Annotated in this window: 18 protein-coding genes; 14 read left to right on the forward strand and 4 right to left on the reverse strand. The window is 51.0% G+C overall.

Features of this window, described 5'->3' with window-relative positions:
• Positions 1-3: 3 nt before the first annotated feature.
• The 9 genes from AC3WRW_RS24900 to helD all read left to right on the forward strand — a co-directional run bounded on the left by AC3WRW_RS24900 (position 4) and on the right by helD (position 9,639).
• Positions 4-321: a hypothetical protein gene (locus AC3WRW_RS24900; protein WP_492548939.1), complete on the forward strand. Its 318-nt coding sequence runs from the start codon at positions 4-6 to the stop codon at positions 319-321.
• Positions 322-864: 543 nt separating this feature from the next.
• On the forward strand, positions 865-1,167 hold the full coding sequence (locus tag AC3WRW_RS24905; protein WP_492548940.1) for a hypothetical protein: 303 nt from the start codon (positions 865-867) through the stop codon (positions 1,165-1,167).
• A gap of 107 nt (positions 1,168-1,274) precedes the next feature.
• Positions 1,275-2,291, forward strand: coding sequence for a UV DNA damage repair endonuclease UvsE (uvsE, locus tag AC3WRW_RS24910; RefSeq protein WP_492548941.1), 1,017 nt, complete (start codon positions 1,275-1,277; stop codon positions 2,289-2,291).
• 101 nt (positions 2,292-2,392) lie between these two features.
• Entirely contained in the window at positions 2,393-3,163 is a 771-nt protein-coding gene (gene fabI / locus AC3WRW_RS24915; protein ID WP_492548942.1) for an enoyl-ACP reductase FabI, read from the forward strand.
• Positions 3,164-3,391: 228 nt separating this feature from the next.
• Positions 3,392-4,252, forward strand: a complete 861-nt coding sequence (locus tag AC3WRW_RS24920; protein ID WP_492548943.1) for an inositol monophosphatase family protein — start codon at positions 3,392-3,394, stop codon at positions 4,250-4,252.
• Between the two features lie 150 nt (positions 4,253-4,402).
• A complete protein-coding gene (locus AC3WRW_RS24925; protein WP_492548944.1) occupies positions 4,403-5,380 on the forward strand; it encodes a sugar kinase in 978 nt (325 codons plus the stop codon).
• Positions 5,381-5,412: 32 nt separating this feature from the next.
• A complete protein-coding gene (locus AC3WRW_RS24930) occupies positions 5,413-6,075 on the forward strand; it encodes a bifunctional 2-keto-4-hydroxyglutarate aldolase/2-keto-3-deoxy-6-phosphogluconate aldolase (protein WP_492548945.1) in 663 nt (220 codons plus the stop codon).
• 4 nt (positions 6,076-6,079) lie between these two features.
• Positions 6,080-6,961, forward strand: a complete 882-nt coding sequence (locus tag AC3WRW_RS24935; protein WP_492548946.1) for a DinB family protein — start codon at positions 6,080-6,082, stop codon at positions 6,959-6,961.
• Positions 6,962-7,221: 260 nt separating this feature from the next.
• Complete coding sequence (gene helD, locus AC3WRW_RS24940; RefSeq protein ID WP_492548947.1) at positions 7,222-9,639, forward strand: RNA polymerase recycling motor HelD; 2,418 nt, start codon at positions 7,222-7,224, stop codon at positions 9,637-9,639.
• A gap of 246 nt (positions 9,640-9,885) precedes the next feature.
• Here the strand turns inward: helD and AC3WRW_RS24945 are convergent, their stop codons facing one another.
• The 4 genes from AC3WRW_RS24945 to AC3WRW_RS24960 form a co-directional block, all read right to left on the reverse strand.
• Complete coding sequence (locus AC3WRW_RS24945) at positions 9,886-10,011, reverse strand: DUF6254 family protein (protein WP_222432689.1); 126 nt, start codon at positions 10,009-10,011, stop codon at positions 9,886-9,888.
• A gap of 188 nt (positions 10,012-10,199) precedes the next feature.
• Positions 10,200-14,738: a glutamate synthase-related protein gene (locus AC3WRW_RS24950; protein ID WP_492548966.1), complete on the reverse strand. Its 4,539-nt coding sequence runs from the start codon at positions 14,736-14,738 to the stop codon at positions 10,200-10,202.
• Between the two features lie 880 nt (positions 14,739-15,618).
• Positions 15,619-16,965 (reverse strand): glutamate-1-semialdehyde 2,1-aminomutase, encoded by a 1,347-nt coding sequence (locus tag AC3WRW_RS24955; protein WP_492548948.1) that lies wholly within the window; start codon positions 16,963-16,965, stop codon positions 15,619-15,621.
• 494 nt (positions 16,966-17,459) lie between these two features.
• Entirely contained in the window at positions 17,460-18,488 is a 1,029-nt protein-coding gene (locus AC3WRW_RS24960; RefSeq protein WP_492548967.1) for an LCP family protein, read from the reverse strand.
• 206 nt (positions 18,489-18,694) lie between these two features.
• On the opposite strand from AC3WRW_RS24960, the gene AC3WRW_RS24965 reads away from it, so the two are divergent.
• The 5 genes from AC3WRW_RS24965 to AC3WRW_RS24985 all read left to right on the forward strand — a co-directional run bounded on the left by AC3WRW_RS24965 (position 18,695) and on the right by AC3WRW_RS24985 (position 23,730).
• Positions 18,695-19,750 carry an ABC transporter ATP-binding protein gene (locus AC3WRW_RS24965; protein ID WP_492548949.1) on the forward strand — a complete coding sequence of 352 codons (1,056 nt, stop codon included), beginning with the start codon at positions 18,695-18,697 and terminating at the stop codon, positions 19,748-19,750.
• Entirely contained in the window at positions 19,743-20,537 is a 795-nt protein-coding gene (locus AC3WRW_RS24970) for an ABC transporter permease (protein ID WP_492548950.1), read from the forward strand. Before AC3WRW_RS24965 ends, AC3WRW_RS24970 begins: the two co-directional genes overlap by 8 nt.
• Before the next feature lie 6 nt (positions 20,538-20,543).
• The gene (locus AC3WRW_RS24975) at positions 20,544-21,329 is read left to right on the forward strand and encodes an ABC transporter permease (protein ID WP_492548951.1); all 786 of its coding nucleotides are present in this window, start codon (positions 20,544-20,546) and stop codon (positions 21,327-21,329) included.
• Positions 21,330-21,480: 151 nt separating this feature from the next.
• The gene (locus tag AC3WRW_RS24980; protein ID WP_492548952.1) at positions 21,481-22,785 is read left to right on the forward strand and encodes a phytoene desaturase family protein; all 1,305 of its coding nucleotides are present in this window, start codon (positions 21,481-21,483) and stop codon (positions 22,783-22,785) included.
• A gap of 27 nt (positions 22,786-22,812) precedes the next feature.
• Complete coding sequence (locus AC3WRW_RS24985) at positions 22,813-23,730, forward strand: RNA polymerase sigma-70 factor (RefSeq protein WP_492548953.1); 918 nt, start codon at positions 22,813-22,815, stop codon at positions 23,728-23,730.
• The last annotated feature ends 26 nt before the right edge of the window (positions 23,731-23,756 follow it).

Consider the following 23,756-nt stretch of genomic DNA (forward strand, 5'->3'; position numbering starts at 1 on the left):
CTAATGGGATTCCAAACGGAGTTTAATTCGGTCTGTAAATTTAAGTCCTCGCAGGAGCTCTTCGAGCTTCTGGAGTATGGCCGCGGCAAAATGGTTAAAAGCGGCTTCCGCGTCTTCCCGACAGGGCAGAAGGTCATTGCGTATACGCCTGATAATGAAGCGATCGCCATCGTCAAAATCGTTGCTTCCATCGCGGAAATCAACTTCCAAGGCGAAGAAGTGACGCAAGTGGAGATGGAGCTGGTACGCCGTTTGACGGAGGAAGAGGCGCGTGTTCAGACGAAGCTTGCTTACGAGATGTTCTTTGGCGAGCAAGTTTAGGTAAAGGGAGACATCGTCCGGTGAGGTCGGTGTCTTTTTCTGTCTATAGGTGGGTGGGCTGCTGGGCGGCTGGGCCGTCTTTGGTTGTACTTTGTGCAATTTGGAAGCGGTTTACGCCTCGCAATCGCAATCTTCGTTGCACAAAGTGCAATTATTTTGGCCTCGTGGGGGCGACAGCGGCGGTTTTCGGCCCTGCATGTTGTACAGAGTACAACATAGGGGAGGGCTGGGCGCAAATTGGAGCCATAATGTTGTATAAAGTACAACGTAGGGGAGGGCTGGGTGCAAATTGCAGCCATAATGTTGTACAAAGTGCAACGTAGGGCAATTGTGCAGCTAGGCGATAAACACTTTACTTAAGTTCCACGCATTCCCCCCGTCCAATCACTCCCCCATGCCACAAACGTATCGCACAGCACAAAAATCGACTCGTCTCCAATCCTCAGCCATGCCCTTCTACGGCAAACGGTACTATACGAAATTAGTACTTATTCTTTTGAATCCCCGCAGCTACAATGTTCTTAGCAGACTCGCAGCGAAGGGATGAATAGAATGAAATTTACCGCCTATTGGCTTTTTAATATCGTGCTTGGCATACCGACACCGTTTGTGCTTATCTTCATGATCTTCGGCTTCTACGGCTTCATGGCTCCCTCATCGATCAATGACAAGTACATGGCTGCCGGAGCGCTGCTCGTGTACATTCTTATTTGGCTATTCGGCAATTTGCTGATCCTGCGGAAAGAAGACCGGGCCACCAGGCTGGGCATGCTTGCGCTGAGTCCGTTGCCTATTGCAATAACCGCTTTTTGCAGCTTCAAAATAATTGCGGCGGTTTCGTCCTAATAACGCTCTGCTCTGCCAATCCGGAAACAGATGAAAATGAATGTGCGAAATGGCCTGCGGGTAACCTAAGTCGGGATTATACTTAATTTCCTGGAGGTTACACATGCATGATTATTCGCTTTGGGTATGTGGCGATGTCGACCGTAGTCAAGAACGCCTCGCCGTCCAAAACAATGACTGCCACGAGCTTCAGTAAACTGTTGGACCGAGAGGCAGCCATCCGCAAACTGGAACGCCTTGGGGCGGAAAATTTGCATAATACATTGCGATTGCTGCGCCATAACCGGGCCCACGATATCATGGTTTTCCGCTTCTCCTCCAGATTCATCCCCCTCATCGGGCATGAGATGCTGGGCGATTGGAACCCCATTCCGACGCTTTCCGCTGAATTTGAAGAACTAGGCGCCTATGCTAAGCAGGCAGGCATGCGCGTCAGCTTTCATCCCGATCACTTTACCGTTCTGAGTACGCCGAAAGCAGACGTTTTGCAAAAATCCATCCTGGATCTGGAGCGGCATAACGCGATGCTGAATGCAATGGGGCTTGGCTCGGAAGCGAGATGCAACATCCATGTAGGCGGATCCTATGGGGATAAGAGTAAAGCGGCCAAACGGTTTATCCATAACTTTTCCACGCTGCGCCCGGAAATTCAAAGGCGGATTACCTTAGAAAACGACGACAAAACATTCAACGCGCTGGAGACGCTGAACATCGCTGAAACGGTAGGCGTTCCAATGGTTTTGGATATTCATCATCATGCGGTGAATAACGAGGGCGAGGATGCTGCGGCGCTGTGGCCGCGTATCCAACAAACGTGGCTAAACCCTGCCTCGAAGCAACAGCCACAGCAACAGCCACAGCAAGAGAATCAGCAGCCGGGCGAGGCGCTTCCGCCCAAAATACACGTTTCAAGCCCCAAAAGCGAGACCGACCGGAGAAGTCATGCCGACTATGTGGACGCAGGCCCTCTTCTTGCTTTTCTTCGAGTTATCGCCCCTGTTACCCCGAGGCTCGATATTATGATTGAAGCGAAGATGAAGGATGAGGCGTTATTTCGTCTGATGGAGGATTTTAAGCTGCAAGAGGACGTCACGGTGCTCGATCAAGCCTCTGTTAAGCTATAGCGATTCATATTTATTCCTTGAAATGTTTGGCAAAATGGGGTACTTTGGAGAGTGGGTATGAATGACGCACAATCCAATGTTGAGAGGGGTTTTTAACGACCATGAGTCAACTGTTAACAGGAAAAAATATACTGGTCATGGGTGTTGCCAATGATCGCAGCATCGCGTGGGCGATTGCACAATCTTTAGCGGCGCAAGGAGCGAATTTAGTATTTACGTTTGAAAATGAACGTGTCGAGGAGCGTGTTCGCAAGCTTGCCGACACCATTCCAGGCTCAACGCTTATGCCTTGCAACGTAACGGTAGATGCTGAAATCGATACGTTGGCGGAGACGCTCAAAACGAAGTTCGGTGTCGTTCATGGCCTTGTACATAGTATTGCTTTTGCCAGAACGGAAGAGCTGGACGGACTGTTCGTTGACACATCGCGTGACGGCTTTGCCTTAGCGCATGACATCAGCGCATACTCGCTTGTTGCGGTTTCCAAACGCATTTATCCGCTTATGACGGAAGGCGGCAGCATCATGACGATGACTTACCTTGGCGCTGAGCGCGCAATGAAAAACTACAACGTCATGGGCGTGGCCAAAGCTGCGTTGGAAGCGTCCGTACGCTATCTGGCGGCTGACCTCGGCCAATTCGGCATTCGCGTAAACGGCATTTCCGCCGGACCGATTCGTACCTTGGCGGCCAAAGGCATCAAGGATTTCAACTCGATCCTGCGTCAAGTCGAAGAGAAGGCTCCGCTGCGTAAAACAACCGAAACTGCTGAAGTGGGCGACACCGCGATGTTCTTGATGAGCAACCTGTCCCGCGGCATTACGGGAGAAGTTATTTATGTGGACGGCGGCTATCATATCGTTGGAATTTAAGGGAAGAATCCATTATTTATACGAATTATTTATCCGTATTGCCGACTCGGCAGTGCGGATTTTTTATTGGCGGATAGTCAAAAATATCTTTATTATTTTTAATAAATGTATGAATGTACGAATATTTTGGGATGAAACGCACTAGTAATTAAAACGTATAATTTACTATACTTAACTTACTCCTAAATCTAAATCTAAATCTAAATAAAAAAGAAAGAGTTGATATAAGTGGTAAACAGTGGGGCGGAGCCGTTCGTCGTCGGCAGTAAAAATTTTACGGCAGTGGCTATTAATACGGCAGCCAAGGCTGGGCAATGGATCAAAATCAAGATGGGGGATATCAACCGCATTGATACGAAGTTCTCCCCGCAGGATCTGGTGACGGAAGTGGATAAGGGCTCGGAAAAACTCATCCGCAACTTGATCATGACGCATTTCCCCGACCATTCCATTCTGGGTGAAGAAGGGGTGGAGCCGGGGCCGGAAGCATCGGCCAAGGCACTGCAAGCCATGAGTGAGGAAGAGTACCTCTGGATCGTAGATCCTATTGATGGAACGACGAATTTTGTTCATGGGTTTCCGTTCTTCTCCGTTTCGATTGCGCTCGCTCACAAAGGCGAGATTATTGTCGGCGTCGTGTACGACCCTTCCCGTGACGAGCTGTTCGTTGCCGAGAAAGGGAAAGGCGCTTACATGCACGGCAAAAAGACAGTCGTATCGCTGGATGGGCAGCTAGCGGGCAGTCTGGTGGCTACGGGCTTTCCAGCGGACCGCAACGGAGCGCTGCCGGTTAACCTGAAGGGCATTCAGGCGTTGTCTCCCCAAGTGCGCAATCTAAGGATCGCAGGCTCAGCCGCGCTTCACTTAGCTTATGTGGCCTCAGGACGCCTTAGCGGCTTCTGGGAAATCGGTTTGAATGCCTGGGATATTGCAGCAGGTGCCTTGCTGATTCAAGAGTCAGGCGGCAAGGTGACGGACACGGAAGGCAGACCTTACAATTTGGCTGTTCGCAATGTGCTGGCTACCAACGGACATATCCATGATGAACTGAGACAAGAGCTGGTGAAAGCGGAAGCAACCGGATTTTAACTGAACGTTATAGCTAAGAAACCTGAGACGCAAGTCTGAGGTTTTTTTGATTCTTCCTATCTGGTACAATCGCTGATAATACACTATAATATGAAGTATAATCATTGTTTAAACGTTTCAACTAACGATCAGGAAATGGATGGAGCTAATATGACGACGAACACACAATCTCAATCGGTTGCCGGACCTGATATCATTACCTTCGGAGAAACGATGGCGCTTCTTATGCCTTCCAACGGAAAAGGGCTGGAGTATTCCTCTGAGCTGCACAGCTTGTTTGGCGGCGCGGAGAGCAACGTAGCCATCGGTATTTCCCGGCTTGGGGGGAAAGCAGGCTGGTTCGGACGGTTAGGCAAGGACCCTATGGGCCGTCTGATTTTCAAGAAAATTCGCGGCGAAGGCGTCGATGTTTCCCGTGCTGAACTAACAGCGGAAGCTCCGACAGGGCTTATGATGCGCGAGGTCATCATGGGCAAAACCTCTGTGTATTATTACCGTAAAAACTCGGCGGCAAGCCGGATGAGCGCAAAACATTTGGACGAAGACTATATCGCTGGAGCTAAAATTCTGCATATCACCGGCATCACGCCGGCCTTGAGCGAGTCTTGCAAAGAAGCTGCGTTCGAAGCGGTCCGCATAGCCCGCAAACATGGCGTCAAAGTCAGCTTCGATCCTAATCTGCGGCTGAAGCTGTGGAGTATCGAGGAAGCGCGTCCCGTGCTGCTTGAGCTTGCCGAATTGGCTGACATTTTCCTGCCGGGCCTTGATGAATTGAAGCTGCTTTATCAGTCGGAGGATTGGGATGTCATTGTAGGCAAGCTGCGTGAATTGTCCGCTGTATCCATCGTCAAAGGCGGAGAGAACGAGACCTACGTCGTAACGCAGGATTCGGTTACAGCCGTTCCTTATTTTAAGGCGGAGCAGGTGGTCGATACCGTTGGTGCAGGCGATGGCTTTTGTGCCGGGTTTTTGGTAGGCTTGTCCAAAGAATACGAGTATGCGGAAGCGGTGCGTATCGGGAATTTGGTGGGCTCCTTGATCGTTCAAACCGAAGGGGATTGGGAAGGCGCTCCGACATGGGAACAAGTAGACGCTATTCTTAACGACGTTAAACATATAGAACGCTAAATACATGCTCGCAAAAGAAGGGGAAGATTCCGTTGAAAAAATTGAAGCTTGTTCAACAAATATCAAGTGAGGGCGTCGTTGCCGTACTGCGTGGCGAGACGCCGGAAGAAGTCGTCGAAATGGCGGATCAAGCTATTGCAGGAGGCATCAAAGTCATCGAAGTCACGATGACCGTGCCATTCGCGCTGCGCGCCATCGAGGAGCTGGCGAAGCGCTACTCGAGCACTACGCAGGACGCGTCCAAGTACGCGATAATCGGGGTGGGCACAGCCCTTGACCCGGAAACAGCGCGTGCCGCAATCCTGAGCGGGGCCGAGTTTGTCGTCGGCCCGTCGCTTAACCCGAACACGGTTGCGCTCTGCAACCGTTACCGTGTGCCCGTCATGCCGGGCTGCATGACGATTCAAGAGATTCAAACGGCGCTGGAGCTTGGCGTCGATATCGTGAAGCTCTTCCCGGGCAATCTCTACTCGCCGGCAATGATTAAGGCCATTAAAGGTCCACTGCCGCAGGCGAACATCATGCCAACCGGCGGGGTCTCGCTGAGCAACCTCGGCGAATGGATCTCGGCCGGCGCCGTTGCCGTCGGCATCGGTTCCGATTTGACCAGCGAAGCGGTCAAAACCGGCGATTACAGCCTTGTGGCCAAGAGGGCTGCGCAATATATCGAGGCCTATCAAGCGGCCAAAAAGTAAAGCGATGGCACATAGCGGAGCGAAGCTGCTGCTGCAGGTTGAGGATCTTCAGGCATCGATTGCCTTTTATACGAAACAGCTGGACTGGGAGCTGCTCGAAAGAGCGGCGTCCGGTCCAGCTGCGCTTCTGAGAATCGTCATGGACTATAACGTTTTATTGATACAGCGAAATCCCTCTGCTCAGCAGGTAGCCGAAGTGAAGGAGACGCAACTATTGCACTGGCTGCAGCCTAAACACTCTTCGCCAAAAACCGGAGATCTTATCTACGTCGGCGTACCCTCGGTGAACGGTGTGGAGCAAACTTTGCAAGCCAAAGGCTGCAAAGGGCTGCGAAAAGAAGAGGACCCCGGACATATTCGGAAGCTTTTTGTTCCCGACATCGATGGATATACGTTTGTATATTGGGAGGAGCTAACCGCTGCCCCTGCTGAGATTGTTGAGATGTATGCGGTTGGAGCCGGTGAGCTGGAAAGTGCAGTAGCCGGCTTGACGGAGGAGCAGCTGAGCTTATCGCAGGCCCCGGGCAAATGGTCTATTCGCGAGCAAGTACTGCATCTGATCGACTTAGAAATGGTCACGATGCATAAAGTGAAATTCGCTTTGGCAGAGCCGGGCCGCACCTATCAAGGCAATGGCTTTTCGCAGGATGATTGGAGCGCAGGGCTGGATTACCGCAATCGGCCGATTCATCCGGAAGTACAGCTCTTCCGCGCTATGCGGCAGCATATCCTTGGCCTGTGCGAACATTTGCCGGATGCTCTCGAGAGGACCGTCGTCACGAAGGACCGCGAAGAGTCCATTGCCAAATTGCTGAAAATGATGGCGGGTCATGCGAAGCATCATATCCGAGCTGTGCGGCTCATTCGGGAGCAGCATGGTTGTTGAGCGGCTGGGATCGCAAGAGCTGAACCCGGAATCTGCAGCAAGGAATCAGCACCCCAGCACCCAACCCAAGTCGCAAAAGAACGCAGTAAAACCCCGGTCAAAAGACTCGGGGTTTTTATTGATTTTGGGCTGAAAACTTGCTAAAATAAAGATTGATTCAAATATTTAGGATAAATAACAGTATTATCCTAATATAATTATAGCATCAAAACAACCTCCATGTCAAATCGTTATAAAATGGTAAGAAAAGAGGCGTTGTCATGAGTCTAACAGATCAAGCATGGGCAGCAGAAAAGCAAAGAGTGCAGGAAGTAACAGCCAAGATTTCGGTCAAAATCGCAGAGTTGGAAGAGCAGGCTGGCCTGGTTCAATCTGACGTTGTGGAAATTCGCAAACATTATTGGGACGAAGTGACGATGGATATGAGCACGGCGGAAGACGCGGTGGAATCCATTGCGAGCATGAGGCAGCAAGCAGAAGTGCTCTCTGAGCGGGAACGAACCTATCGGCAAGCGGCCAAAGCTTTAGGCAAGCTTCGCAGGCTCGTTCACTCTCCTTATTTTGGCCGAATTGATTTCATTGAACGCGGTGAGCGGACAGAAGAGGCTGTTTATTTGGGCATTGCTTCTTTTCTCGATGAGGAAGAAGGCCAGTATCTTGTCTACGATTGGCGTGCTCCCATCTCCAGCTTGTATTATGATTTTGCGCCGGGAGAAGTAGCCTTTGCTACACTGAGTGGCACCGTAGAAGGGCAGATGGTTTTGAAGCGTCAATATGTGATTCGCGACCGTCATATTCACCTCATGTTTGATACCGGAGTGACCATCGGCGATGAGTTGCTGAAGCAAGTGCTAAGCCGGAGCTCGGATGCACAAATGAAGACGATCGTAGCGACTATTCAAAAAGAACAAAACCGCATTATTCGCAACGACAACGCACACATGTTAATCGTGCAGGGCGCTGCGGGCAGCGGTAAAACGTCGGCCGCTCTGCAAAGAGTCGCGTACCTCCTTTATAAACACCGGGATAAGCTGAGCTCCGATCAGATGGTATTATTTTCGCCAAACCCGCTATTTAATCATTACGTGTCCACGGTGCTGCCGGAGTTAGGCGAAGAAAATATGCAGCAAACGACTTACCAGGCTTATCTGGAGCATCGTTTGGGCGGGATGTTTGAGGTGGAGGATTCTTTCACGCAGTTGGAATACATTTTAATGAGAGGCAGCTCTTCCGGTGTGTCCGAAGGAACGCCTGTGACTGAAGAGGCTTATGAGGCTCGTTTGAGCGGAATTTACTATAAATCTTCAACTTCTTTTCTTACCGTTATTGAAGCTTACAAAAAGCAGCTGGAGCACACAGGGATGCTGTTTAATCCTGTTCATTTTCGGGAAAAAGAAGTGCTTAGCGCGGCCCGGTTGACGGAACGCTTTTATAGTTACGATGCATCCATTCGGCTGCCGAATCGTTTGGCATTGTTGAAAGAGTGGATCGTGGAGCAGCTTGAGCATTTTGCCGAGCTTGAAATGGAGGAAGCTTGGATGGACGAGGAGATTGAACTCCTCAGCAGCGAGGACTATCATCGTGCTTATTTGCGGCTGCTCAAAATGGAGGGTGGCTTGGGAGCTTCATTCGACGATTATGATCAAGAAAGGCTGCTTCTGGCCCGGATCGTGATGAAGGAGCACTTAAAACCTGTTCAAAGTATGGTGAAACAGTTTAAGTTCGTTGATCTGACTGGTCTTTATGGGCAGTTGTTCCGCGATGAGAAAGAGGCGGAAGAGGGAGGACGGATAGCGGAGAAACCGCGCTATTGGGCTGAAATCTGCGGGCGGACGCTGGAGGAGCTGGCGCAGGCCAGGCTGCCGTACGAGGACGCTACGCCGTTCCTTTATTTGACGGAAGCCGTCTGCGGCTTCCGGACGAACGCTGCCGTGCGCCATGTCATCATCGACGAGGCGCAGGACTACTCTCCGTTTCAGCTGGCTTATCTGAAACGGCTGTTCCCGCGCTGCCGCATGACAGCGCTCGGGGATCTGGGCCAGGCGATCTATTCGCACGCTTCCGCGTACAGCGAAATCGATCCGATCGCCGCCTTGTATGGGCCGGAACAAACGGAAGTTATCCGTTTGTTCCGCAGCTACCGCTCCACGCGCGAGATCGTGGAGTTCACCCGCGGCATCGTGCCCGGCGGCGATGCCATAGAGCCCTTCACCCGCGCCGGCGCTTTGCCGCGGGTGGTGAAAACCAGCGATCGCGGATCGCTGCATAGCCTCCTTGCAGCCGAAGCAGCGCGGCTGCTGGGCGAGGGCTATGCCTCCATCGCGATCATTACCAAGACCGCGAGCGAGAGCGAGCTCGCGCATCAAGCCCTTGCGCCCCTGCTGGAGGTACCGCTGGGGCGCATCACCAAGCATAGCCCGACCTTCGAGTCGGGCGTGCTCGTCATCCCTTCGTATCTTGCGAAGGGGGTGGAATTCGATGCCGTCCTCATCTATGATGGTTCCCATCATCAGTACGGCCATGAAAACGAGCGCAAGCTGTTTTACACCGCTTGCACCCGGGCGATGCACGAATTGTGCATCTTCGTGCTCGGCGACCCGTGCCGGTTTATTACGAGTCAGCCGGAGGAGACGTATGTGCTAATGGACACAGAGGGAGTTATTTGTGACAACAGCTAGCCGATGAAGTTGTAACGGACACCGCAGCCTGTATTGGCCATATTGAATGGAGCCAAGCTTCTCCGAAGAGGAAATAAAGGCGCTCGTGTCTGTAAGGATCTGATATGGAGCATTTTGGCCGCAATAGCGACTCTCGGGTCCGTTACGTGCTGTGCTGAGAAGGGGGAAGTTGCAAGCTGAGACTCCCCCAAAAAACGCAAAGAACCCGTTGATCACATATGCGATGCGATCAGCGGGTTCTTTGTGTTACTTGTTGCGTTCCGCGTCGTACTCACTGGCGAATTCGGCCAGAGACTTCACCTTACCATGTGGATGTCTAGCTTGTTTGCGGCTTTTCCATGCAGCTTCTTCGCGGCGTTTCGATTGGCTCATAGCACAAAACCTCCTATGGTATGCGGATGGGTGTTGCTCTAATAAAATGTGATTCGGATGTCTCTTTTATGCAAGGCTATTTGTGGTTGCAAGCTTTTACAGCTCTGTGGTTGTCCTCCCCGCAAACCATAAAAAAAGCTGCCCCTCCGTCATCAGCGATGACTTCTGGGACAGCTTTTTCCTTTGATCTATTCCGTAGCGACGGATTGATCAGCTTGCATATTAACCGGAGAAATACGGATGAAATTAGTTTCCAGATCGCTTAGCAGACCGTCGATTTTAGCCGCTGCTTCCGGTTGACCGGAGTTAGCAAGCTCTGTGCGGTAAGCGCTAAGCAGTTCTGTGAGATCATTTTTACTTTGTACGCCAATGGACTCGATTTTAACTTTAGCGCCCTTAGCGATACGACGTTCGATAGCTGCTTGATCCAGACCCATTTCCGGTACAAGGCGTTGGTAGATCACGCCACCTGTCATCCCTGCGCAAATCCATGGACCCGGATCGCCCATTACAACGGCACGACCGTTAGTCATGTACTCGAATGCGAAGCCTTTGAGGTTCGCACGAGCAGCCAATCCGCCAAGCTCATCACGGAGAGGCGTTGTGATTTCGCCGCCGAATACGACGTCTGCACCGGAGAAACGGATACAAGCGCGCGTATCTGCACTGCCTTGAATCAAGAACAAGCCTTTCTGTGCGCCGTAACCGAACGATTTACCAACGCTGCCGTTGATGAAGGTGTTGTTTTTGCCAAGCGATTTTACGATGGCAACTTTACCGCCGAACGCCATTTTACCAAGACCGTCCTCAGCACCACCTTGAACAGTGATGTCAACGCCGCGGGCATTGAATGCAGCCAAGCCGTTACCTGGAACAGAACCGTCAATGAGGTTCAGAGCGATAGCAGGCAGTTCATCGTAGCTGCCGTCGAAACGGTCTCTTACGCGATGGCTGGAGTAGCGAGTTCCGAGAATACGGGACTCTGCATCCACTTTGGACCAATTGCGAACGATCGGAGCATCAAGCGCCAACGATTCTGGGAAGAATTCAAGACCTTCTGCGCCAGCCGCGATACGGATGTCAGAGGAAACCGCTGCTTCTTCCATAGCTCTTTCAGCGTCAGAAATGAACTGAAGCGGAGCCGGACGAAGAATGTCAGACAGATCAATGCGATCCAAGTGGCTAACTTGCTCAAGCAGGTCGGAACGGCCTACAAGATCCTGCAGACTAGTGAATCCAAGGGATGCAACAACTTCACGCACTTCTTCGCCAATACCGCCGAACAAACGAACCAAGCTGTCTACAGCTACGTCGAATTGACGAGGTACGAAGCGGCGAAGACCTTTTTCTTCCGCTTCTTCCATGGAATCGATTTGGGTTGCGATACCGACGTGGCAAGTGTCCAAGTGACAGCCGCGGCAAGTTGTACAACCGATCGATTGCATAGCGATACTTCCGAAGCCTGCACGGTTCGCACCGAGCATAACCATTTTAACAACATCCGCACCTGATTTCAGACCGCCATCGGACCACAGCTCAACGCGGTGACGAAGACCGGCTTCGATCAATGCAACGTGAGCAAGCTTAGTTCCGATTTCAGTAGGAAGACCTACGTGTGTCAAGGAGTGGATACGAGCCGCACCTGTACCGCCGTCGAAACCGGAGAGGGTAATAACGTCAGCGCCTGCTTTGGCAACACCGACCGCAATTGTACCAATACCAGGTACGACAGGGATTTTCACGATGATTTTGGCTTTACGGCCGCTTGCTTCTTTCAACTCGGAAATGATTTGGGCCAAATCCTCAATCGAATAAATATCATGGTTATTCGAAGGGGAGATCAAGTCGGAGCCGATTGTCGCATTACGGGCTGCCGCAATTTTGGCCGTAACTTTGGAACCTGGCAAGTGACCGCCTTCGCCCGGTTTAGCGCCTTGACCGATTTTGATTTCAAGGAATGCTACCGCGTTAGCGAGTTCTACGTTAACACCGAAACGTCCGGATGCGACTTGCGCGCCGCGCGTTTTTTTGTAACGTCCAAGCATATCTTTAATCTCTCCGCCCTCGCCGTTCATGGTAACCATGTTCAGGCGTTCGCCGGCTTCAGCATAGGCACGGAAAGCTGTTTCGTTCTGTGAACCGAAGGACATGGAGGAAATCAGCATCGGCAAGGAATGATCGCCAATGGAGATATCAACCTTCGATGGATCAAGCGGCTTGCGGCCGTCGGCCAGCGCTTTCTCAACATTGAATCCAGCGATATGACGAATGGAAATCGGATTTTTCTTCTCTTCTTCACGCAGCTTGTCGCGGTAGTCTTCATAAGAAGCAGCCCCTGAAGCGGCATCGCCTAATGCTTTCCACATACGTTGGAAGAAACGGAAGTTTTTCGCTGCTTTCGCCTTCGGATTGGTGAAGTCGTTATAACGAGCTTCTGCCTCCGCTTCAAGCTGGGCAAAGCCTGTTCCGCCTTTTTCACTGCCGAGGTAGTTCACGATATCCAGCACCTCAGCCACTTCCGGATGGAAGCCGATGGAGGAGAAGAAACGCGTATAGCCGCGAAGCTCGTGTGTACCGATCGTGGAGATCACTTTCTCCAGACCTTTGGTCAGAGCTGAATATACTTTGCGTGCTGCTGCCGCATTGCCATCTTTATCAGAAGCCGTTGAGAACAACAGGTAAGGTGAGATGACGTCAGCGCCAAGACCGCAGGCTACAGCGATATCATGCAGGTTGCGAATAGCAGCCGAACGCAGGACTAATGTAACGTGACGGCGCAGGTTATCGCCGAAAGTCAGCTTTTCTGCACGCAGCGCGATATCGATTTTGGATACGGCTAGGTGAGGCTCAAGCCACAAACGATCGTTCTGGTGAGCTTCCGCATCGTCAAGCACGATGAGTGCAGCGCCAGCACGGGCAGCGGCGATCGCGTCAGCAGCCAAAGCGTCCAAACCTGCGCTCAGAGACGTTCCTCTTGCGAAGGTCGTGGAAAGCACGGCCACCGCATTGTCACCTTGCGCACGGAACAAAGCAACTAATTGCTCAAAGGAAGGCTGGGACAGATGCTCTTCGCTGTCTACGCCGTTCGTACCTTCGAGTACAAGCGGAGCCAGAAGCTCAAGACGCAGGTTTCCATCAACCTGTGAGTAAACGGGCGTACGCGCACCTGCGATAACACGAGTGGAGAAATGCTCCATTTCACGGTCACGGTCAATCGCCGGGTTCGTAACAACCGCTACGCTCTCTTTAATGAAGTCAGGCACATTTTGACGTTCCCAAGCAATTGCTGCGTGAGGCGAATCGTGGCCCAGGGAGCGGATTGGCTCGGCGCCTGTTTCAGACATCGTTTCGATATGGGAAATTCCGTCGCGATCCCAACCGAACGCACTGTACAGTTGATCTGTTGCTACCATATTTTCATTGAGCTCAGCTTGCACGTCCGTTTTTGCAGGATTCAGATATTTGCGAAGACCGCTAATATTCAGACGTTTGCTTGCGCGCTCGTACACTAAAGTTTGTACTTCATGGTAAGGAATAACTTGGACATGCTCACCCGGCGTTAGGACAACGCCGACTTTCTCGCCTGGTGCGATAGGTTTCGGATCGGCAACCATTTCTCCTACCGTAATGACACCTTGCTCGGAAGAGAAGTACAAGGAAGAATCGCTTTCAACCATCCAAACCGGACGAAGACCAAGCGCATCTACGCTGAAAATACATTCGTTGCCGTAACGGGAAACGATACCTGCAGGCCCTTGTGCGAAGTGGCCCCATACTTGGCGGAAATACACATACAGATCTTGAAGTTCAGGACGGAATTGTTTCATTTCATTAATAATAGGAGGGAAAACCATTTCCATGGCTTCAAAAAGGGATAAACCAAAACGGTGAATGAACGTTTCAATCGTTCTGTTCATGTCCTGGGAGTCAGAACCGCCGCTAACAAGCGGTACGCCGACCATGTCAGCTTCGATACGAAGTTTCTTAACAGTATTGATTTCACCATTGTGCCCTAGCAGGGAGAACGGTTGAACGCGGAAAAAGCTGGATAGTGTGTTGGTGGAATACCGGTTGTGACCAATAGTGACTTGGGAAGCGAAAAGCGGATCGCGTGTATCGTTGAAATATTTCGGCAGAATGCTTGCTGCACCCAATACCTTGTAGGCAGAAGTTACATTGCTTAGTGTCGCAACGTGAACGTTGTAACGGTCTTCGATGGCAATATGAAGTTCAAAAAGGTGATCAGCCACTTGGCCTTCCGTTCTGTTGCTGATGGCAGCGATTTGCCAGAAAGTGGGCTCGTCGTTCAATCCGTTCGGACCAAGGACACTGCTATCGACTTGGTTTTCCTGCTCGAGAATGATGGACACATCGTGGGAGGCAAACAGCTCACGGATGCCATTCTGAATCTCGGTAACGGTCAGGTCAAGTTTGCGCGGAACAAAGATATGCCCGACAGAAAAACGGTTATCGTAGGCAAGCTTGCCGTCCAAACCAGCGTCTGTTAATTTCTTTTCCCAAAGGGCGCGTGGGATGTCAGTTAAAATACCACAACCGTCGCCTTCGCCGTTAATAAATCCGGAGCGATGTTCCATTTTGACAAGAGCATCAATCGTCTTTTGGATGTTTTCACGGGTAGGATGACCGTTTTTTTCAATAATACAGATAATTCCGCAACTGTCATGTTCGATTCCTAGTAGATCTTGAAAACGGCCTTCATTACGCATAATTTCATTCATTGCTCGGTCAGTCGCCTGACCGTCACCTCCCATACATAATTAAACTCCTCTTCCTACTTACGCTTCTTGCATTTTGGCTTTAGGAGCCCGCAACTCTTAGCATTTTCAATGGATGGCCGCAAAGTGGCCAAAAACGAAATATGCGAGATTTTGAATAAAAATGCAATTTAACTGAATAGCATGCCAATTTCGAGGAAATGGCTCCCTTGAATTCAGTCAAGAATCGACCCGTTATAAAGTAGGGCATAGCATACAAAAAACGAACGTGAAATTGTAAATCATGCCCTAACTTTCTAGGAGAATACTGCGAAAACAAGACTTTTCGTGAAAAGGGTAAAAGTAATCTTAGAATAGCATGAAAAAGTTCATCCGACAATAGTCGCAAAGCGAAAACAGAAATGTAAGCGCTACCTTTTTTGTATACTGGTGAATAAAACCAATTTATTCATAGCTTGGATTAGGCTAAAAATACGAACGAACTATGATTCAAGTGGGATCATAGTTCGTTTTTGGGACATGCTGAGTGTGGGAGGCAGCAAGTATTTCCTGCTGCCGCAGGGGGGCGAACCACGGATATTTTTGAGCAAAGATGCGATAATTGTTTGTATTTTCTAACAAATTTACGCTTATGAATCAGCCGCGGATTGGCGTTGAGTCATTGTAAGATTAAGCGTACGATTTCTGCTTTTTCGTTGAGAATGTTAACATTTCGTCTTTTTGCTTGATTAGTTTGTATGAGCCGATTTCGATGTAACTTTCTTTTACATGATTTATCTATAAATAGATTTATTAAGAGTAATTGTCCTAATAGGTTACATCAAAGCTAGAATTATATCCAAAATATGGATTGATCTAGTCTTTTGGATATTTATCTCGTTTTCATTGTTTTGAATGCGTTGTCGACTGCATCCAGCGTCTTCGCGATGTCTTCTTCCGTATGGGCGATGGTCATGAACCATGCTTCATATTTGGAAGGTGCAAGGTTGATGCCCTGCTCCAGCATGAGGCGGAAGAAGTCCGCGAAGCGTTCGCCGTCCGTATCCTGCGCTTCGTCATAGTTGGTGACGGGATGATCGCAGAAGTGGGTAGAGAAGGCGCCGCCGATCCGGTTCAGCGTCAAGGCGATGCCATGTCTCGCGGCGGATTCCGCGATGCCGCCGGCAAGCGTTGCGCCAAGCTGCTCGAGCTTGGCGTAAACGCCTGCCTGCTGGAGCACCTCCAGGCAGGCGATGCCGGCCGAGATGGAGGCGGGGTTCCCCGCCATCGTGCCGGCCTGGTACGCAGGTCCGAGCGGAGCGACCTGCTCCATCACGGCTTTGCGGCCCCCGTAGGCCCCGATCGGCAGTCCGCCGCCGATCACTTTGCCCAGGGCCGTCAGGTCCGGCTCGACGGCGGCGAAGCGCGCCGCCGCCTCGGCCGTACCGCCCTCCGCCAGCGGGAGGCCGGGGTAGGTCTGTGCCGCTCCGTAATGGAAGCGGAACGCCGTGATGACCTCGTCGTAGATGACGAGGGCGCCGTGTTTGCGGGCAGCCGCGCAGAGCTGCTCGAGGTAGCCGGCATGGGGCATGACCATGCCGAAGTTGCCGACGATGGGCTCGATCATCACGGCGGCGATGTCTTCGCCCCAGCGCGCAAGGGCGGCTTCCAGTGCCGGAATGTCGTTGAACGGAACGGTGATGACCTCTTGCGCGATGCTTGCCGGCACGCCGGCGCTGTCCGGCGTGCCGAGCGTGGACGGCCCGGAGCCGGCGGCCACGAGCACGAGATCGGAGTGGCCGTGGTAGCAGCCGGCGAACTTAATGATTTTGTTGCGCCCGGTATAGGCGCGCGCTACGCGGATCGTCGTCATCACGGCCTCGGTGCCGGAGTTGACGAAGCGCACTTTGTCCAGCGAAGGAATCGCGGACTTCAGCATTTTGGCGAACTCGATCTCGAGTTCGGTCGGGGTGCCGTACAGCGTGCCGTTCTGTGCGGCGCGGCAAATCGCTTCTGTCACGTGCGGGTGCGCGTGACCGGTAATGATAGGGCCATAGGCGGCGAGGTAGTCAATGAAGCGATTCCCGTCTACATCCCAGAAGTGTGCGCCCTGCGCACGCTTCATGAAGACGGGAGCGCCGCCGCCGACGGCTTTGAATGAGCGGGAAGGGGAATTGACCCCGCCAACGATGTGCTGCAGTGCTTCCTGATATAATTGCTCGGAGTTTTTGCGTTCCATAAGAGAAAATCAGTCCTTTATTTCGTAGTATTTGTTTTGTCTTTTGACCTTTGTTTGCCTTGACCCTAGTCCTTACCCTAGTCCTTGCCTTAGTCCTTGCCTTAGTCCTTGCTTAGTCCTTGCCTTAGTCCTTGCCTTAGTCCTTGCCTTAGTCCTTGCCTTAGTCCATGCCTTAGTCCACGCCGTAGTCCTTGCCTCAGTCCTTGACCTTAGTCCTTAACCTCAGTCCTCACGCCCTCTAAACTCCAACGGACTCACAGGACGTTATGTAGCCCTTCTAAGCCAAATTGATAATGTAACGGACAGAGATAACGTTATTCGACCACGCTGGCACTATTTTCAATGGTAATAAGTCTAATAACGCCTACCGAGTCCGATAGGAATCGCTAGCCGCCCCAAACGCACAAATAACGTCCCCGGAGTCCGCTGCGGACATCTCACAAAAAGCCTCTACTTGCGGGGCTCTAAGCCCTGCGCCAAGTAGAGGCATGTTCTTACTTCGCCGTTGTTTTCACGGATGACTTCGGTGTAGGGGACGGCGACGGCTTCGTTGGGCCGGTGTCCGCTTCCGCCTTGCCGGCAAACAGATCCTTAACATATTGCTGGAGCTTATCTTTGTTGGCTGTAATCACCGCAGCGCCCCGGACATTCTTCTCAGCGAGGAGATCGGTCGGCGGAAGCTGGGAGGAAATAATGCCGTCCGCTTTGGCTTCATAGCCTAGGGTAGCGAGCTTCAGCATATCCGAAACGCTTAGATTGGTATCAATGTAAGGGTCCATGGCGTTCAAAATTTTGGGCAGCTTAATGAGCGATGACGTAGTTTGCATTTTTTGGGCTACTGCCGTAAGAAACTTCCGTTGACGTTCCGTACGCGAGAAATCGGATAGAGCATCGTGCCGGAAGCGCACGTACTGCAGAGCCGTTTTGCCGTCGAGATGCTGAGGCCCTTTTTTCAAATTAATATCATACACATGGTCATCTTCCGAATCGGAATATTTCATATCCTTTTCGACGTCGATATCAATCCCGCCAACGGCATCAATAAGGGCAATAAAACCTTTGAAATCCGTATAAACATAATACTGGACGGGGATGCCGAGCAGGTCGCTGACGGTTTTCATCGCCAAATTCGGACCGCCTGTCGTAATCGCTGTGTTGATGCGGTCTTCGCCTTCGCCCGGAATTTTCACATACGTATCGCGAAGGATCGAGAAAAGGTGCGCTTTTTTGGTCACAGGATCGATCGAGGCGAGCATAATGCTATCGGAGCGGGGCAGCTCGTTCTTCACCATGCCGCGGGAATCTCCGCCTAACAGCAAAATATTTACACGCTGCTTGCCTTCCCATTTGGGCGGTGTATACTTTTCACCTTTGTCCTTAACCGTTTGAGCGATAAGAGGGGTGCTGCCCTTCGGATCCTCCGATTTATGGGAAATATTTTGTGCAAAATTATAAAAGGAATAGGAGTAATAACCGGCCGCCACCATCAGGAGCAAGCCGATCAGGAGCAAGGTTCGTTTGATAATTCTCAAGTTTCTGCGCTCCTTTCATATGTAGGGATAATCTGTACTTTTTTTTCTTACAGAATTCATGTATCATGTGTTTGATGCATCTGTTTTACATTTTAGCTTTATGATCCATATTATAGATGCTATGAAACTTCGATAGCAAGTTACGGCGATTTTTGCCGTTATATGTAGCCGAGTCTACAGGGACAGGGGGGAAATTCATGTTAGCCATAGATGTAGAAATGCTTCGCAAAGAATTTCAAGTTCAACAGAGCCGCGGCGGCTTAAAAGGTGCCTTTCAAGATTTGTTTCATCGGGAATACAAGCACATTACAGCTGTCAAAGACATTAGCTTTCAAATTCCCAAAGGCGAAATTTGCGGTTATATCGGTGAAAATGGCGCCGGTAAATCGACAACGATCAAGATGCTGACCGGTATTCTTGTCCCAACTTCAGGGCATATCAAGGTCAACGGCTTCGTTCCTTTTAAAGAGCGCGAGAAGTTCGTAGCCGGAATCGGCGTCGTGTTCGGCCAACGCAGTCAGCTGTGGTGGGACATCGGCGTTGTGGAATCTTTTCAGCTATTGAAAAAGGTGTACCGCGTCTCCGAAGCCGACTACAAAAAGCGTCTCGACGAGCTGGTCGACCGCCTGCAGTTATCCGATCTATTATCACGACCTGTCCGTAAATTGAGTTTGGGGCAGCGGATGCGCTGTGAGCTGGCCGCTTCGCTGATTCATAATCCGGCGATTCTCTTCTTAGACGAACCAACCATCGGTTTGGATATCGTCGTGAAAACAGAAATCCGTGAATTTCTGAAATCACTCAATCAGCGCTACGAGACGACAATCCTGTTGACTACGCATGATTTGCAGGATATCGAGGCGCTTTGCTCGCGTGTTATTATGCTCGATGACGGCCGGATTATTTATGACGGCGGTCTGGAGGAGCTGAAACTCAAGTGGGGCAAGGGCAAGGAAGTGGTGCTCCAGTTCGAGCATCCGATCACACTGCCGCGACTTCAGGAGCTGACGCAGGGTCTGGATGTGGCGTGGCAGCTTGAGAACGAATTGTCCGCCAAGGTGTTTATCCCTTTCGAGCGTGCCAACGTGTCTGAAGTGCTGAGCCGCGTGGTCGGCGTTGTCCAAATTCAAGATATCAAAATCAACGAAACCAACACAGACGACATTGTACGAGAAATATATAAAGCAGGTTCAGCCGATGTGAAACGTCCAGAGGAAGTCAAGCAGCCAGAGGGAGTCGTCACCCATGCTTAGCGCGTACTTGGAAGTTATTCGCATGCGTTTCCTCATGATGCTCGCTTACCGGGTGAATTATTACAGCGGCATTTTGATTTATGCCCTCAATATTGGGTCCTATTATTTTGTGTATAAAGCGATTTATGGCGGGCAAGCGATGATCGGCGGTCTGACGCTGGGACAAATGACCACCTATGTGGCGATTTCCTGGATGGGGCGCGCATTTTACTTCAATAACTTGGATAGGGAAATTGCCAATGAAATTCGCGACGGCAGCGTAGCGATTCAGTTCATACGCCCTTATAATTATGTTTTTGTGAAAATGATGCAGGGACTCGGTGAAGGGATCTTCCGTTTGCTGCTTTTCACGACGCCGGGCATGATTTTCATTTGGCTGCTGCTGCCGATTGAATTCCCAAGCGATCCCAAGCTTTGGCTGATCTATTTCGTCATGTTGTTTTTCAGCTTTTTAATCAATACGCAGCTTAATATCATTACCGGGTTGTTTGCGTTCTTCCTGGAAAATAACGAAGGCCTGATGCGCATGAAGCGCGTTGCGGTCGACTTGTTTTCCGGTCTGATTATTCCGATCTCCTTTTTCCCGGGATGGTCCAAATCGGTGTTGGAATGGCTGCCGTTCCAAGCAATTACGTACCTGCCGAGCGCAGTGTTCACTGGAAAAATTTCAGGCTCTGCGATTTTCCAAAACCTTGGCGTGCAGGTGTTATGGTTCGTGCTGCTGCTCATTCCGATGGCCGTTCTCTGGATCAAATCCAAAACGCGCTTATTCGTACAGGGGGGTTAACACAAGATGTTCTATGTCTCCCTAGTTGTCGATTATTTGAAAAACTACATGAAAACCCGTCTCACCTACCGATCCGACTTCTGGATTGAAGTGCTTTCCGATCTGATGTTCAATGGGCTTAACTTATTCTTCATTCTCGTTGTCTTTATGCAAACACAATCGATGGGCGGCTGGAATCAAGAACAAATTTTGTTCATTTACGGTTATTTTATGATCCCGTATGGCATATTCATCACTTTTTTTAATCTGTGGGGCTTCAGTGAACGATATATTGTTAAAGGGGAAATGGACCGTATCCTGACCCGGCCGGCTTATAACTTATGGCAGCTGATGATTGAAAATCTGGATCCCGCGTCTCTCTTCAGCGCGCTGGCGGGACTGATTGTCATGATTTACTCCTGGGTGCAGCTGGATCTTCCGTTCCACTGGACGGATCCGCTGATGTTTATCGTGATGGTTGTGGGATCGATTCTGATTTATGCGGGCGTGTATATCTCGCTGACGTCGCTTGCTTTTTTCTCCGATGCTCCGACGGGCATTCTGCCGCTGATCTGGAACATCCAGAACTATGGACGTTATCCGGCGACGATCTACAACAAGCTGCTGCGCAGCATTTTGACGTGGATTTTGCCGTTCGCGTTCGTCGGCTTTTATCCCGCTGCGTATTTCATCGATCCGGCGAACTGGAAGTGGTTTGCGCTGCTGACACCGGTCATGGGCATTGTTTTCAGCTTTATTGGCATTACGGTTTGGAATATTGGCGTGAAGCGGTACCGCGGCGCGGGATCGTAATCTTGCTTGGCCTTGGCCTTCGACTCTTTGAGTCGGAGGTTTTTTGTTATGCGGGTCTGCCTTAACGCTGAAAAACATGCTTAACTTTGTCACAGAACCATCACCTCATTCGCCTTATATATCGAAATGAGAAAACGGAGGGTGATGCAGGATGATGGAATTGAAGAAATCTGAGGTAAGCCAATACGATACAGCTGTCATAGGCGGAGGCTTGGCGGGACTAATCGCGGCGATTGATTTAGCGAAAGGCGGGCAATCCGTCGTTGTTTTTGAAAAGTCGGGGCGCTTGGGCGGCAGGGCGATGACGAATAAGAAAAATGGCGCCTTCTTTAATCTAGGCGGGCACGCGTTATACCGTGCGGGTCAGGCGCATGCGATTTTGACAGATTTCGGCATTCGGCTGGATGGGGGCAACCCGTCCTCTAAGATGAATGCCATGTGGAACAACCGAATCGTTCCCATGCCAGCGAACTTGGGCAGCATGCTCACCTCGAAGCTGCTTACATGGTCCGGCAAAATCCAGCTCATACAGCTTGTAGTGAAGCTTGCCCAAATGGACGCAAACCGCATTCCGGACATGAGCTTGAGAGCATGGGCCGAGGCGGAAATACCCGACCCGATGGTCCGTCATATCTTTTACTCGCTGTGCAGGACAGCCACTTATGCGCAGGATCCTGACTATCAGCTTGCAGGTGTAGTATTGGCACAGGTGAAGCGTTCTTTAAAAGGCGTTCTCTACCTGCACGGAGGATGGCAAGTGATTGTAGATCAGCTGAAAGACAAAGCGATTCAAGCAGGCGTGCAAATCGTGAACGGCAAAGATGTGAAGGAAATCGTGCAGGAGAATGGCAAGGTACAGAAGATTAGGCTTGCGGGCGGAGAAGAGGTCAGAACATCGAATGTCATCAGCACGGCTTCCCCTTCTGAAACGTATAAGCTCGTCGGTGATACGGCTGACCGCACCCTGCTGCAACAATGGAAGGATCAGGCTCGTCCGGCTATGGCCGCATGCCTGGACCTCGGGTTGAGAAAGCTGCCTGAACGCGGCTTGGACTTTGTCATTGGCCTTGATCAACCGATCTTTTTCTCCCACCATACCGTGAATGCCCGGTTAAGCGACGATGGGACGCGGGTTGTGCATTTGGTGAAGTACAACGGCCCTGGGGAGAGCGATCCCAAGGCTGATGAGCGCCTGCTGACCGACGTGATGAATACCCTCCATCCGGGATGGGAACAAGAAGTGGTGGCCCGGCAGTTCCTGCCCAATATCACCGTTGTTCACGACACGCTGCACATCGGTCGAACGGTACGTTTCACGGGGCCGGCTGTTGAAGGCGTGCCCGGCCTCTATGTGGCCGGAGATTGGGTTACACATGGCGAAATGCTCGCCGATGCTTCAGCGGCTAGCGCCAGACGAGCGGCAGCTGCTATTTTAAAGAACGGCCGTATGGCGTAAGATGGAAATGAATAGGAGGGGAACACGATGGAAATAACCGGGGATGCTGAGCGGATGTATACCGCATATAAACCGCTGTTGTTCTCATTGGCTTATCGGATGCTGGGGAGCGTCATGGATGCGGAGGATGTCGTACAAGAGGCATTTCTCTATATGAATGAGAAGAATCCGCAAGGCATTCATCATGCTAAAGCGTATTTATGCAAAATCGTGACCAATCGCTGCATCGACAAACTGCGTTCCGCGAGCAAAACCCGCGAAGTGTATGTAGGCCCATGGCTGCCGGAGCCACTGATGACGACGGAGGGCCGGGACGATGCGCCGGAACGGTTTTATTCGCAAAAAGAGTCCTTATCTACCGCATATTTGCTGCTGCTTCAGCAGCTCTCCTGGGTAGAGCGCGCGGTTTTCATATTGAGGGAAGTGCTGCAATACGAATACGAGGAAATCGCTGAGATTGTCGGCAAAAGCAGCACGAACTGTCGTCAGATTTTCCGCCGGGCCAAAAGCGCGATCAGCACCTCCGCCGGGCAGGGCGGCGCTTCTGAAGGGGCTTTGCCGCACCGGCAGCCGGGAAATGATGGCGCCAACGCTGTCGTTGAACAATTCGTGCATGCTTTAGTTTCCGGCAATATCGAGCAATTGCTGCGTATCGTCAAAACGGATGCTGTCCTCTACTCAGACGGTGGAGGCAAGATCAGAGCAGCCGTGCGCCCTATTGAGGGTGCGGAACGCATTGCGTTGTTCTTATCCGGCCTGCTCGCCAAAGTTCCAGTTGGTTTCAGCTACGCCTTAATGACGGTGAATGGACAATTGGGCATTGTATGTTATCAGGAAGGGCAGCCGAGCAATGTGATAACATTTCAGATTGAAAATAGCCGGGTTGCGGCCGTGTATATTGTGTTGAACCCCGATAAACTCAGACATGTAGCGGCTGTTCTCTAATTCCCTATGCTGCAAAAAAGCCGTCT

It is taken from the genome of Paenibacillus sp. FW126-R14 (genome assembly GCF_058789495.1).